The sequence below is a fragment of the Polynucleobacter necessarius genome (assembly GCF_900095215.1).
Taxonomy (GTDB): Bacteria; Pseudomonadota; Gammaproteobacteria; order Burkholderiales; family Burkholderiaceae; genus Polynucleobacter; species Polynucleobacter necessarius_H.
In genome coordinates this window covers 762,154-774,947 of the sequence record NZ_LT606949.1, presented here as the reverse complement: position 1 = coordinate 774,947, position 12,794 = coordinate 762,154, and the positions used below count along the sequence as shown (strand labels likewise).

Annotated in this window: 12 protein-coding genes, 2 tRNA genes and 4 pseudogenes; 14 read left to right on the top strand and 4 right to left on the bottom strand. The window is 47.5% G+C overall.

The window, feature by feature from the left end:
- The first annotated feature begins 17 nt into the window (after positions 1-17).
- The 8 genes and pseudogenes from DXE35_RS04260 to thiE all read left to right on the top strand — a co-directional run bounded on the left by DXE35_RS04260 (position 18) and on the right by thiE (position 6,216).
- Positions 18-92 (top strand) — tRNA-Arg (locus DXE35_RS04260).
- A gap of 628 nt (positions 93-720) precedes the next feature.
- Positions 721-1,092 carry an NUDIX domain-containing protein gene (locus tag DXE35_RS10340; RefSeq protein WP_231970001.1) on the top strand — a complete coding sequence of 124 codons (372 nt, stop codon included), beginning with the start codon at positions 721-723 and terminating at the stop codon, positions 1,090-1,092.
- 148 nt (positions 1,093-1,240) lie between these two features.
- Positions 1,241-3,067, top strand: a pseudogene (gene thiC / locus DXE35_RS04250) (phosphomethylpyrimidine synthase ThiC); the annotation flags it as partial.
- 15 nt (positions 3,068-3,082) lie between these two features.
- Positions 3,083-4,234: pseudogene (locus DXE35_RS04245) on the top strand (FAD-dependent oxidoreductase).
- Positions 4,225-4,422, top strand: coding sequence for a sulfur carrier protein ThiS (gene thiS / locus DXE35_RS04240; RefSeq protein ID WP_114689676.1), 198 nt, complete (start codon positions 4,225-4,227; stop codon positions 4,420-4,422). Before DXE35_RS04245 ends, thiS begins: the two are co-directional and overlap by 10 nt.
- A 21-nt stretch (positions 4,423-4,443) precedes the next feature.
- A pseudogene (locus tag DXE35_RS04235) lies at positions 4,444-5,263 on the top strand (thiazole synthase).
- Between the two features lie 26 nt (positions 5,264-5,289).
- Entirely contained in the window at positions 5,290-5,571 is a 282-nt protein-coding gene (locus DXE35_RS09635; protein WP_197713966.1) for a hypothetical protein, read from the top strand.
- Positions 5,572-5,589: 18 nt separating this feature from the next.
- The gene (gene thiE / locus DXE35_RS04230) at positions 5,590-6,216 is read left to right on the top strand and encodes a thiamine phosphate synthase (protein ID WP_197713965.1); all 627 of its coding nucleotides are present in this window, start codon (positions 5,590-5,592) and stop codon (positions 6,214-6,216) included.
- A gap of 40 nt (positions 6,217-6,256) precedes the next feature.
- Here the strand turns inward: thiE and thiD are convergent, their stop codons facing one another.
- Positions 6,257-7,075: a bifunctional hydroxymethylpyrimidine kinase/phosphomethylpyrimidine kinase gene (gene thiD, locus DXE35_RS04225; protein WP_231969999.1), complete on the bottom strand. Its 819-nt coding sequence runs from the start codon at positions 7,073-7,075 to the stop codon at positions 6,257-6,259.
- Positions 7,076-7,145: 70 nt separating this feature from the next.
- On the opposite strand from thiD, the gene DXE35_RS04220 reads away from it, so the two are divergent.
- Both DXE35_RS04220 and trhP read left to right on the top strand, forming a co-directional pair.
- Positions 7,146-7,221: transfer RNA gene (locus DXE35_RS04220), tRNA-Asn, on the top strand.
- A 133-nt stretch (positions 7,222-7,354) separates the two neighbouring features.
- A complete protein-coding gene (gene trhP / locus DXE35_RS04215; protein ID WP_114689675.1) occupies positions 7,355-8,662 on the top strand; it encodes a prephenate-dependent tRNA uridine(34) hydroxylase TrhP in 1,308 nt (435 codons plus the stop codon).
- A gap of 1 nt (position 8,663) precedes the next feature.
- On the opposite strand, the gene DXE35_RS09265 is transcribed toward trhP, so the two are convergent.
- The gene (locus DXE35_RS09265) at positions 8,664-8,954 is read right to left on the bottom strand and encodes a hypothetical protein (protein WP_162784957.1); all 291 of its coding nucleotides are present in this window, start codon (positions 8,952-8,954) and stop codon (positions 8,664-8,666) included.
- A gap of 317 nt (positions 8,955-9,271) precedes the next feature.
- Between DXE35_RS09265 and DXE35_RS04205 the strand changes: the two genes are divergently transcribed.
- The 4 genes and pseudogenes from DXE35_RS04205 (at position 9,272) to DXE35_RS04190 (ending at position 12,271) form a co-directional block, all read left to right on the top strand.
- Complete coding sequence (locus DXE35_RS04205) at positions 9,272-9,544, top strand: hypothetical protein (protein ID WP_114689674.1); 273 nt, start codon at positions 9,272-9,274, stop codon at positions 9,542-9,544.
- 51 nt (positions 9,545-9,595) lie between these two features.
- A complete protein-coding gene (locus tag DXE35_RS04200) occupies positions 9,596-10,114 on the top strand; it encodes a transporter (RefSeq protein ID WP_114689673.1) in 519 nt (172 codons plus the stop codon).
- 34 nt (positions 10,115-10,148) lie between these two features.
- Positions 10,149-11,803, top strand: a pseudogene (locus DXE35_RS04195) (IlvD/Edd family dehydratase); the annotation flags it as partial.
- Positions 11,804-11,845: 42 nt separating this feature from the next.
- A complete protein-coding gene (locus tag DXE35_RS04190; protein WP_114689672.1) occupies positions 11,846-12,271 on the top strand; it encodes a DUF4442 domain-containing protein in 426 nt (141 codons plus the stop codon).
- A 22-nt stretch (positions 12,272-12,293) separates the two neighbouring features.
- On the opposite strand, the gene DXE35_RS04185 is transcribed toward DXE35_RS04190, so the two are convergent.
- Both DXE35_RS04185 and DXE35_RS04180 read right to left on the bottom strand, forming a co-directional pair.
- Positions 12,294-12,473, bottom strand: a complete 180-nt coding sequence (locus DXE35_RS04185; RefSeq protein WP_114689671.1) for a hypothetical protein — start codon at positions 12,471-12,473, stop codon at positions 12,294-12,296.
- A gap of 58 nt (positions 12,474-12,531) precedes the next feature.
- A complete protein-coding gene (locus DXE35_RS04180; protein ID WP_114689670.1) occupies positions 12,532-12,771 on the bottom strand; it encodes a lysophospholipid acyltransferase family protein in 240 nt (79 codons plus the stop codon).
- Between the last annotated feature and the right edge of the window lie 23 nt (positions 12,772-12,794).

Genomic DNA, 12,794 nt, shown 5'->3' with positions numbered 1-12,794 from the left:
ATTATTTTTTAACACCGCTCGCCGTAGCACAATGGATAGTGCACATGCCTCCTAAGCGTGGGATACAGGTTCGATTCCTGTCGGCGGGACCAAATTTCCCCCATACTTATCCACAGGCTTTGTGGATAAATCCTCAAAAGTTTTCGTAAGTCACAGATTTGTATAGTCTGACCTAGCTTGCCTAATTTCTGTGCAGATTGCCTTTCCCCATTTTGCGTAATTGCTTATGAATATTTAAGCTAATACCTACGTAATTGTATGTTATGGAGATCCCTCATTATGCGTACAACCCGCCAAGTTCCCTTACACTTAGGGCCATGACCAGCCTTTCAACTAGCGCGCTTGCCGCCCTCGAGGAAATGCTCCAAAACACAGCGCGCTCCGGCCCCCGCCGATTTCATGCCGATTTACTTATCCCAGGGCTTCTTAGGCGACCAAGTCATCGGCTATCTCAACCCCGAATTCATACCCTATTTGCAATAGTCGCTGCACAAGGAGTCGATTCCACTAATTGCAATCAGTCATGACAAGCTGACTATTCAGCCTGGTAAGCCAAGAGACCTATCTCTATCTAACAGTCTTTATCAGCTAGCGAATCGCATACGTTTAGGTGGTTTTATTCCAGGGTGGCGCAACGAGGACTTTGCCTGGGTTGATCAAAATGGTCACAAATACTTTCGCATGGAGCGTGGTGCGTTTCGCACCTTTGGTTTTCGCAGTATGGCAACTCACATTAATGGCTGCAGACAAGGCAATACGATTTGGCTTGGCGGACGTAGCGAAACCAAGCCAACCGATCCTGGTAAGTTGGATAACCTAGCTGCTGTCGGCATCACCGCCGATGAAATCCCTTGGGTAAGCGCTCGTCGAGCACTCTGGGAAGAGGCTGGCGTGTCCGAACAAATCGCCGCCCAAATTGAACCCGTAGGGCGCATGCATATGCGCCGCCCTTCTCTTGGTCGAGGCTTTCATGATGAACAACTCTACATTTATGATTTAGAGCTAGCCAACAACTTTGTCCCCACCAATCAGGACGGCGAAGTCAGCGGCTTTATTGAAATTTCTTTTGGCGAAGCTGCGTCCATGACTTGATTTGGGTCATACAGACATTTAGCAATTCGTGGTTAAAGCCTTCTTAAGGATGAAACAGGGTGGTCCTTCTAAGCGGCTTAAGCTTGAAGGCGCTGAGAAAGACTCTTTAACCCGATCCAGGTAATGCTGGCGCGGGGAGTTACATCAGACCGACACCCGTTCCGATATCAAGGCGCCGATCCGCATGATTGAGCAGCTCCCGACCCGTGTGGGTGAGGAGCTCATGGCAAATCCACCAGTTCCTGTTTACGACACATCTTGTCCTTATAGTGATCCGGATGTGGTGATTAATCTTGAAAAGGGTTTACCTAGATTGCGTGATGCTTGGATTGAGGAATGCAACGACACAATTCAATTAGCAGGCCCCAGCTCAGAGTATGGTGTTGCACGCTAACACGATGAAGCAACCCAAAAATTTATGCTTTTCACACATTAGCGCACCAAGGGTTTCTAAATCTGGTCACAACGTGATTCAAATGCATTACGCCCGCAAAGGCACCATTACCCCAGAAATGGAGTACATTGCCTTGCGAGAATCCATTGGCCTTGAGCAACTCCGCAAAGATCCAGCCTATAAGCAACTCTTAAAGCAACATCCTGGCAAAGGCTATGGCGCCAACCTACCTGAAATCATTACCGGTGAATTTGTACGTTCTGAGATTGCAGCTGGTCGCGCGATTATTCCAGCCAACATCAATCACCCTGAATTAGAACCAATGATTATTGGTCGCAACTTCCGCGTGAAAATTAACGGCAACTTTGGCAACTCCGCTGTTACCGCCTCCATTAATGAAGAAGTTGAAAAAATGGTTTGGTCCATTCGTTGGGGTGCCAACACCATCATGGATCTGTCTACCGGTAAACATATTCATGAGACCCGCGAATGGATTATTCGAAACTCTCCTGTGCCAATTGGTACCGTGCCAATTTATCAGGCATTAGACAAAACCGGCGGTATTGTCGAAGATCTCACCTGGGAAATGTTCCGCGATACGCTGATTGAACAAGCAGAACAAGGCGTGGATTACTGCACTATTCATTTGGGCGTATTGCTGCGCTATGTTCCGTTAACCGCCGATCGTATTACCGGCATTGTTTCTCGTGGCGGCTCAATCATGGCGAAATGGTGTCTAGCCCATCACAACGAGAACTTCCTCTATACCAAGTTTGATGAAATTTGCGACATCATGAAAGCCTATGACGTGTCATTTAGTTTGGGTGATGGTTTGCGTCCAGGCTGTATTGCTGACTCGAATGATGCCGCCCAGTTTGGCGAGCTCCATACCCTAGGTGAATTAACTGCCAAAGCGTGGAAGCATGATGTACAAGTCATGATCGAAGGCCCTGGTCACGTTCCAATGCAGCGTATTGAAGAAAATATGACCGAAGAGCTCAAACACTGCTTAGAAGCCCCCTTCTACACGATCGGACCATTGATTACCGATATCGCCCCAGGCTACGACCACATTACCAGCGGTATTGGCGCAGCCCAAATTGGTTGGTACGGTACCGCCATGCTTTGCTATGTGACCCCTAAAGAACATTTGGGTCTGCCTGACAAAGAAGATGTGCGTGAAGGCATCATTACTTATAAGATCGCAGCGCATGGTGCCGACTTAGCCAAAGGCTTACCTGGCGCTCAAGTATGTGATAACGCCCTCTCTAAAGCCCGTTTTGAGTTTCGCTTGGAAGACCAGTTCAACCTCGGTTTAGACCCTGAGCGTGCGCGCGAGTATCACGGTGCAACACTGCCGGCTGAAGGCGCGAAGATTGCTCACTTCTGCTCTATGTGCGGGACAAAGTTCTGTTCTATGAAGATCACCCAAGAAGTACGCGACTATGCGGCGATATATTAGATACTGATGGAAACCCTAAAGCAACAGTGATTCCAATTACTGAAGTGGCTGATCCATCCAAAGATATGGAAGAAATGTCGGCAGAGTTCCGCAAGCGCGGTAGCGAGATTTATCAGTAAGAGTTGATTGCAGAGATGGCAAATAGCTTGAACTTTTCTCAAAGCAAATACGCTATTGTTGGTGGCGGCCTAATGGGTCGTTTGCTGGCAGTAGCGCTTGCCAAAGCTGGAGTTCAAGTTGACCTATTTGATAAAGGCGGTCCTGACGGAGCTCATGCTGAAGCACGTATTGCCGCGGCAATGTTGGCACCTCTTGCTGAATCCGCCATCACTGAAGATTCAGTCGTTCGCATGGGCTTATATAGCCTGCCTCGCTGGAAGACATTGATTGCGGAACTTGCAAGGCCCGTTTACTTTCAGCAAGACGGTACGCTGATTCTCTGACATCGACAAGATGTTAGTGATGCCGAGCGCTTTGTTGCTCATTTAGAGAAGAATAGTTGCTCCAACCCCGTTTTAAGCATTCCACAAAAATTAAATACTGAGGCTCTGCGTGATCTTGAGCCTGGTGTTGCGGATCGCTTTACCCAGGGCCTCTACCTACCCAATGAAGGTCAACCAGATAACCGCCAATTATTGGATGCACTGGTTACAGAATTGGTGTTGCTAAAAGTGAATTGCCATTGGCATACGGAAATTGAGCCGCAGGAGTTGCGCAAAGAGTCAAATTACAAAGCAGTCATTGATTGTCGTGGTACTGGCGCAAAAGATTCTTGGGCATCTGGAAGCAAGCCAAATACATTACGTTGTGTTCGCGGTGAAGTGGTACGCCTATATGCACCGGAAGTGAAATTGCGTCGCCCTACTCGCTTAATTCATCCGCGCTATCCCATCTATACCGTCCCAAAAGAGAATGATATTTACGTAGTTGGCGTGACTGAAATTGAGTCTGATGATCTCTCTGAGATGAATGTACGTTCAGCCATGGAATTACTCAGCGCGGTATATACAGTTCACAGCGGTTTTGCGGAAGCTCGTATTTTGGAGATGGCTACGCAGTGTCGCCCCACCTTAACAAATAATCTTCCTGAAATTCGGGTGCGAAAAGAAAATGGGGTTGTGGATTTAATCATGATCAATGGTTTATATCGCCATGGTTTTATGATCGCGCCAGCAATACTGGATTGCGCTCTTGACCTTTTGGAGCATCAGACAAGCAAGACTGCGTTAGAACTCGACCTGAGCATCACGGAAGATAAAGAGCATACAGAGGTTCTGTGCGCGTAATCGTCAACCAAATCGAAGATGAATTACCAAGCAAAAGCATGATGAGCGATGCGCTTATGCTTATCGATGCAAAGCCTCCCTACGCCGTTGCCGTGAACCTCAATTTTGTACCCAAGACAAAATATGCTGAGTTTGTTTTAAATGAGAATGACCACATTGAAGTGATCGCCCCCGTTACCGGCGGTTGATTTAAAACGAACGAATTTCATATGAATGCCCCTTTACCCAACAATCTGAATAGTACTGATACGCTAGTTCTCTATGGCGAGAGTTTTGCTAGCCGCTTGCTTTTAGGGACCTCACGCTACCCCTCTCCACAGGTCTTAGAAAACGCTGTGCGAACATCAAATCCAGCCATGATTACGGTAAGTTTGCGTCGTCAAGGCACATCTACCGCTGAAGCCCATAACGGCTTTTTGGGATCGACTAAAAAAGATGGCTGTTCCCGTCCTGCCGAATACCGCTGGCTGCCACAGCCCACAAGAGGCCATTGCCATCGCGCAAATGGCACGCGAAGTTTTTGAAACAGCCTGGATCAAGCTAGAGTTGATTGGCGATGATTACACTTTGCAACCCGATGTTTTGCGCTTAGCGCAAACAGCTGAAACCTTAATTAAAGATGGATTTAAGGTTCTACCTTATTGCACTGAAGATTTAATCTTGTGCCAACGATTAGTGGATGTGGGTTGCCAAGCAGTGATGCCTTGGGCTGCGCCGATTGGCACCGGTCAAGGACCACTTAATCCTTACGCCATGAAGCTCTTGCGAGATCGCCTTCAGGTGCCACTCTTGGTGGATGCTGGATTGGGGCTTCCTAGTCACGCCTGCACGGTGATGGAATGGGGTTTTGATGGTGTTTTACTCAACACCGCTGTGGCTTTGGCGGATGACCCAGTGGTCATGGCTAAGGCTTTTGCTATGGTAGTAGATTCGGGCCGAGCTGCCTACTTGTCAGGCGCCATGAAAACACAAGAATCAGCTCAAGCAAGCACCCCTTTGGTGGGCACACCATTTTGGCACCAAGCTTAATTGGATAAGTTAAGTACACTGAAGCTATGAGCCTGATTGGTGACCTAGCAGACCAAATCGTTGCGGCACATCGCAATTGGGATCTCTGCATTGGGATTCCGGCGTTTAGTTTGAACACGCCACCACCACAAATTGATAATGAGTCAGCCATTGATCACTATGAGCTAGCTGGCGCATTAGCGGCTATTGAAATGGGTTTGATTGAATCGGATGCTAGAACTCTTGGCAAAGCCTGGTCGCGTATGACTTTGCAAGATGGTGGCTTTAATCCTTTTAAGTGGCCTAATAGACCAGAGCATTTTGATTGACTGCCGTGGACTCGCAACATGAATCCCAATGCGTTTAAAGAATGTCCGAAGCGACTGGGTCTATATGGAGTAATGCCCAATGCAGATTGGGTAAAGCGCATGGTTGAAGCGGAAATCCCCACTGTGCAATTACGCTTTAAATCAGATGAGCGATCCAAGCTCAGCAAGCAAATCAAAGCATCCGTTTCCGCAGTGCAAGACAGAAAGACTCTGCTTTTTATTAATAACTACTGGCAAGAGGCAATAGATGCTGGTGCTTACGGCGTTCACTTAGGCCAGGAAGATTTAGAACTCGCTGATTTAGATGAAATTCGTACCGCTGGCTTGCGACTAGGTTTAAGCACTCATGGTTACGCTGAACTGGCATATGCTGATCGTTTTTGTCCCAGTTATATCGCAATGGGCGCAGTGTTTCCGACCAATCCCAAGAAGATGCCTACCGCACCACAAGGCCTTAGTTGCCTATATCAATACGCCAAACTGATGAGTCACTATCCATTAGTTGCCATTGGCGGTATTGATCAAGACAGCATTCACGCGGTAGCAACAAGTGGTGTCGGCTCAGTAGCAGTCGTGCGAGCTATCACCCAAGCCAAAGATCCAAAGGCTGCAGTAAAACACCTGCAGCAATTAATGCAGGCTTAAAGCGGCCTTGCTTTAAGAATCTGTATTAGCGCTTTTCTTTTTAATCAAGAAGTGCTGTTGGATAGAAGTCGTGCATGTGCCATAGTGGCCCGGGACCTTCACCAATACTTAAAAAGCGCCCAGCCTCCAAGCCTGCCTCTACATATGCAATCGCCTTAACCACCGCATGATTCAAATCATGGCCACCCGCAAGATAGGTGGCAATTGCAGAATCCAATGAGCAACCTGTGCCGTGAGTATTTACCGTATTCACACGGTAGTGTTTGAATTCTTTTGTCTGCAGCACCTCTAGGCCGTCTTCAATCGTGCGCCACATTAAGAAGTCAGTAATTTGAGTATGCGTACTATCTAGGTGGCCACCTTTCATCAGCACTGCTTGCGGCCTCATCTCAAGCAACTCTTCTGCCGCTAACTTGAAATCATTAGGACCACGGATCTCACGACCTAACAATAAAGAAGCTTCATCCAAATTAGAAGTGATGAGCAATGCAATTGGAAATAATTCAGCGATCATGGCTTGCGAAGTGTCGTCGCCACCCAAACTAGCACCCGATGTGGCGCGCAACACGGGATCAAGCACGATGCGCTTCACACCATGAAGACGCAAGACTTTAGAGACCGTTGTAACGCTCTCAGGGCTGGACAGCATCCCGATTTTGACAATATCAGCCCCAATATCCAATAAAACAGCGTCAATCTGAGCCTCCACTACATCCAAATCTATGTCCTGAATCCGCATAACACCCAATGGATTGTGGGCGGTAATGGCGGTAATCACCGACATGCCGTATGCACCCAAGGCGGTAATCACCTTGAGATCAGCCTGGAGGCCCGCCCCCGCCGCTGTCCGACCCAGCAATGGTCAGTACTTTGGGGATCTGCACAGACGTAGGAAGGAGTGATTTCATCTTGCTATAATACTGGATTATTCCTCGATAGCTCAGTCGGTAGAGCGCCGGACTGTTAATCCGTAGGTCCCTGGTTCGAGCCCAGGTCGAGGAGCCAAATAAAGTCAAGCCACTAGAGAAATCTAGGGGCTTTTTTATTACACAAAACCCGATTCAAGCCTCTTTCATAGCCTTCCACGCATGATTCAACAGAGAAGCACAAGGACTTTCAGCACACTAAAATAAGCACTATGTCCAAAATTCCAGAACTTCTCGCTCCTGCCGGTAGCCTTTCGATGCTGCAAACCGCCTTTGACTTTGGCGCAGATGCCATTTACGCAGGACAACCTCGCTACTCTCTTCGGGTACGTAACAACGACTTTGGCAAGATTGAAGTTTTAAAACAGGGTATTGATACTGCTCATGACATGAGCAAAAAGTTCTATCTGGTTTCCAACTTACTACCTCATGGTGGCAAGACCCGTACCTACATTAAAGATATGGACCCCGTGATTGCATTGAAGCCTGATGCCTTAATCATGTCGGACCCTGGCTTAATCATGATGGCACGCGAAGCTTGGCCGGATATGCCCATTCATTTATCCGTACAAGCAAATACTGTAAATGGTGCTTCAGCCAAATTCTGGCGCTCCGTTGGTATCAGCCGCGTTATTTTGTCGCGCGAACTTTCCTTTGATGAAATTGAAGAAGTACGTCAAGACTGTCCAGAAATGGAACTTGAAGTTTTTGTACATGGCGCATTGTGTATCGCCTATTCTGGTCGCTGCCTGTTATCGGGCTACATGTCCCATCGTGACTCTAACCAAGGCGCCTGCACTAATGCCTGTCGCTGGGATTACAAGGTTAAGCCTGGTCAGCAAAATGGCAGTGGCGATGTTGTTCTGCTTCAAGAAGCCCGTCGTCCTGATGATTTGATGCCAATGGAAGAAGATGAGCATGGAACTTACATCATGAACTCCAAGGATCTACGAGCAATTGAGCATATTGAACGCCTTACCAAGATGGGCGTGGATTCTTTCAAGATCGAAGGCCGTACCAAATCACCCTACTATGTTTCACGCACTGTTCAAGCGTATAGAGCAGCCATTAATGACGCTGTTGCTGGCAGGCCATTTAACACCACCTTATTAGGTAATCTGGAAGGCCTTGCTAATCGCGGTTACACCGATGGCTTTTACGAGCGACATCACGACAAAGAATATCAACTGTATATGCGCGGGCATTCCTTATCTGGGCGCAGCTTATATGTTGGCGAGACCTTGGATATGGATGCCACAACAGGACGCATCAAGGTTGATGTGAAAAATCGTTTCTCTGTTGGCGATAAGCTTGAGATTATTGAACCCAGCGGCAATACCGATATCGCTTTATTGGAAATGTGGAATATGAATGGCGAGTCAATTGATGTAGCGCCTGGCTCAGGCCACTTTGTTTGGATCAAAGTTCCAATGACTAGTAAGCATGCTTTTATTGCACGCTATACGCAAGAACCAGCTCCAGCAGAAGTTGCTAGCTCATGTGCCACTTGTGGCGAGTAATTCAGTCAATTTCGCCTTCTTTTTTTAAATAAACACTGATATGACCAACAACACGAATAACTCCTGTGGACACCATCACCTGAAAGAAAAGCTCAAGGAAGAGGCGAAGAAGGCTTTTGCTTTGAAGCTGTACTTTGGCGCCTGGTTTTGCGCAATTTATTTTTTTTGCAGTAACCGCCTTAGAAGAGCGCCCTATCCAACTAGATGTATTTGGTTTTGCTCTGATCAAAGCGGGCATATCGGCCAAATTTATGTTGATAGCACAAGCAGCATACCCAATCAAAGTAAACAACGATCATGGAATAGTGAGTTCACTTGTTCTAGAGTCCTTTATTTATCTGTTTGTTGTTCTCGGATTGAATTTTCTTGAGGCAAGCATACATGGCTTGATTAATAGCCATGCTTTTATACCCTCTATGGCAGCCATTTGGTAATGGAGCACCGATCAGAATCTTTGCACTGTCTATTCTTTATTGGCTCATTGTGTGGCCTTACTTGATTTTTATTGGCGTCAATCAAGCCCTAGGCAATACGGCTACCCTGACAATCTTATTTGGCTCCAAAAAATAATTGCTCCATTTGTCTTACGTGAAAATTTTTTGACTTTGCTTGCTTGGCATATTCTTCCAACAAGCCTCTGCTCAAGAAATTGAAGCGCGCCAGTACTCCAATGCACCCATTGGAATCAACTTTATTACCGGCGGCATAGCCCAAGCTAAAAGCGACTCCTATCGCCTCACTACCGAGGCAGTCACTGTCACTCGCATTATTGATGTTTTTGGGCAGTCAGGTAGGATGAGCCTACTCTTGCCTTACGCCCAACTCTCAGGCGCCGGCAGCATGGGACGCCAAAGTATCAACGCATCCGCCGAAGGCTTATAAGACCCTGTAGTAAAAATCTCTGCCAATCTATACGGTGCGCCAGCACTTTCTTTGGATGAATTCAAAAGCTATCAACAGGATTTAATGATTGGGGCTAGTCTGGCAGCATCCATCCCCTGGGGTAAGTACAACAGCGAACAAAGGTTGAACGTAGGGGCAAATCGCTCTTTAATTCAGCCCGGCATCGGCGCATCTCAAGCAATAGGCCCATGGCGTTTAGAGTTGGCTGGTATGGCCACCGTTTACAAAAGCAATACGAGTTTTATGGGCAGCAATACACTCTCTCAAAATCCGATGTACTCAACTGAATCCCACGGGATTTATTACTTTGAGAATATGGCTTGGATTTCAGCGGATGCGACTTACTATATGGGCGTCCAATCCTATGTAAATGGCCTACCGATTAATGATTCCCAAGAAAACTGGCGTTTTGGCAGCACCCTGTCGTACCCAATCAACAAACACAATTCAATACGGCTCACCGGTAGCAAAGGTGTCTATTCCAGAACCAACAATAGCTATGATGCTATTAGCGTTGCCTGGCAGTATCGCTGGGGCGGCGGCATATAGGTAAATTGGGCACTTCATCGCTACAATAAGATGCTTGCGCAAAGCGTTCATTAAGGGCGCCGGCTACACCAATAGCGCGGTAGATCGCCTCGTCATTGGCATCATTAACACTGGCAGCGCATATAACCCGTGTCACGGCAATATGCCCCACAACTACTGGAAGCAGTAAAACGCGGCGTCATGTTGGCTGGTGGTTTACCAATGGAGTTTCCGACAATCTCCATCCATGAAAGTTTTGCCGCGCCGACGAGTATGTACTTGCGTAATTTGATGTCCATGAATACGGAAGAGATGCTGCGCGCGCAACCGATGGATGCGGTTGTGATGATCGGCGGCTGCGATAAAACGATACCAGCACCAATGATGGGCGCCGCTTCAGAGGGATTGCCTGCAATTCAACTGATTACCGGGTTTATGCTAACCGGCTCACATCGCAGTGAGATGGTTGGCGCATGCACTGATTGCCGCCGCTACTGGGGTAAATTTCGCGCTGGCGAAATTGATGAGGTAGAAAAGGATGAAGTCAATGATCAGTTAGTGGCGAGCGTTGGCACTTGTTCGGTGATGGGAACGGCGAGCACCATGGCTTGCATTTCTGAAGCGCTGGGCATGACTGTTCCAGGTGGCGCTACACCTACAGCCGTCACCGCAGACCGCATCCGCATCGCCGAAGAAACCGGTACTTGCGCTGTGAAGATGGCTAAAGAAGGCTTAACTATTGATAAGGTATTAACGGCGGACGCTTTTGAGAATGCCATGCGCGTATTGTTGGCGATTGGTGGATGTACAAACGGCATTGTTGACCTTGCTGCGATTGCTGGTCGCATGCGGTTGGAAATTGATTTAGATGCCATAGATAAGATGGGTGATGAGACTCCAGTGCTGGTTAATTTAAAACCATTCGGTGATCATTACATGGAAAACTTCCATGATGCGTGGGGTATGACCACCCTACTGCGTGAACTCAAGCCATTATTAAAACTTAATGCCATGACGGTTTCCGGCAGAACACTAGGCGAAGAAATGGACGCAGGTCCACCTAGCTTTAAGCAAGATGTCGTGCGTCCATTTGATAAGCCGATTTATCCGCGTGGCAGTATTGCAGTCCTACACGGCAATTTAGCGCCTGGTGGCGCCATCATTAAGCAATCTGCCGCCAATGAAAAACTAATGGAGCACGAAGGTCGCGCCGTAGTTGTTGAAGATGCTGCTGATTTAGCCAACCGAATTGATAGTCCTGATTTAGATGTCACAGCAGAAGATATTTGAGTGCTTAAGAATATTGGCCCTAAAGGCGCTCCTGGCATGCCAGGAGCTGGCTACATCCCCATGAAGTTAGCGCGTGCTGACGTTAAAGATATTGTGCGCATTTCGGATGGTCGCATGAGTGGCACCGCCTTTGGCACGATTGTGCTGCATGTCACACCCGAATCCGCGATAGGCGGTCCATTGGCGCAAGTGCGCACCGGTGATCGCATTCGCTTGAGCGTCAAGAATCGCGAGATTAGCCTTTTAATCTCAGACGAAGAACTTGCGCAGCGCATCAAAGACAATCCCATCACCTCACCTACCGCTGAGCGTGGATACAAGAAATTATTTTTAGATACTGTTACGCAAGCTGATCAAGGCGTAGACTTTGATTTCTTGAGGGCAGCCAAGATGGTGGGCAAGACCACGACACCCAAATAAAGATCGAAATCAGTGATTAACGCCAACCTATTACGCAGAGGCATGAACCTATGGCCTCCGTTTGTAGTGGCGGGCTTTACCGTTCAAAAAATCGCCAAGGACTTTCGTCATGCAAAGGTGCGCCTGAAGCATGGCATGTTAGATCGCAATATCCTTGGCGTTCATTTTGGAGGCAGTCTCTTTGCGATGACTGATCCCTTCTTTATGATGATGGTGTCTCAAAATATCGGTAAGAGCTATATCGTTTGGGATCAAGCGGCTAAGATTGAATTTCTTAAACCAGGTAAAGGGGCTGTTCATGCCACTTTTGAAATCACCCAAGAGAAAATTAATGACATCATCAACACCGCAGAATCAGGCGATAAGGTTTTAAAAGACTTTGTGGTCGACGTAAAAGACCGCGAAGAAGATGTGGGCGCCCGTATTACGAAGCCTCTTTACATCCGCAAGAAGATTCAGAAAAGCTAAAGACTTTCGGCCGGTTGATTGCCTAATAGGCGACTGCGTCAATGCGACGCATCTCACCCTCAATCCACGCCTCTACCTCTAATTGCAATTGCTCTTCCGTCTTTCCCCGCACTGAAATAACAGGTCCAATCGACATCGTAATTAAACCAACGCGTTTGAGAAAAGTATTTCTCGGCCAAATAGCAGCTGAGTTTTGTGCCACTGGCAGAATATCAATCTGAGTGCTGATGGCAAGACGAACACCACCTTTCCAGTAAGGCTTAAAGGAGCCGCGAGGTTCGAGTCCCCTCTGGAAAAATAGCCATCCATCTACCCTCTTTAAGCACCTGCTTGCCTTGCGCAGCGACTGCCTCTCTTGCTTTTTCGCGATCACCGCGGTTGATATGAATCATGCGCAAGGAAGCTAACGCCCAGCCGAAAAAAGGAACATACAGAAGCTCTCGTTTCAATACAAAACAAAGCTCTTTTGGAAAAGTAGCCGGGTAAAAAAAGTCTCCCATGCAGATTGATGCTTACCCAGAAC

Coding starts and splice junctions, on each gene's coding strand:
- DXE35_RS10340 (WP_231970001.1), top strand. CDS start 721: ATGGCAACTCACATTAATGGCTGCAGACAAGGCAATACGATTTGGCTT.
- DXE35_RS04180 (WP_114689670.1), bottom strand. CDS start 12,771: ATGGGAGACTTTTTTTACCCGGCTACTTTTCCAAAAGAGCTTTGTTTT.
- trhP (WP_114689675.1), top strand. CDS start 7,355: ATGTCCAAAATTCCAGAACTTCTCGCTCCTGCCGGTAGCCTTTCGATG.
- DXE35_RS09635 (WP_197713966.1), top strand. CDS start 5,290: ATGAGCCTGATTGGTGACCTAGCAGACCAAATCGTTGCGGCACATCGC.
- thiE (WP_197713965.1), top strand. CDS start 5,590: ATGAATCCCAATGCGTTTAAAGAATGTCCGAAGCGACTGGGTCTATAT.
- DXE35_RS04190 (WP_114689672.1), top strand. CDS start 11,846: ATGAACCTATGGCCTCCGTTTGTAGTGGCGGGCTTTACCGTTCAAAAA.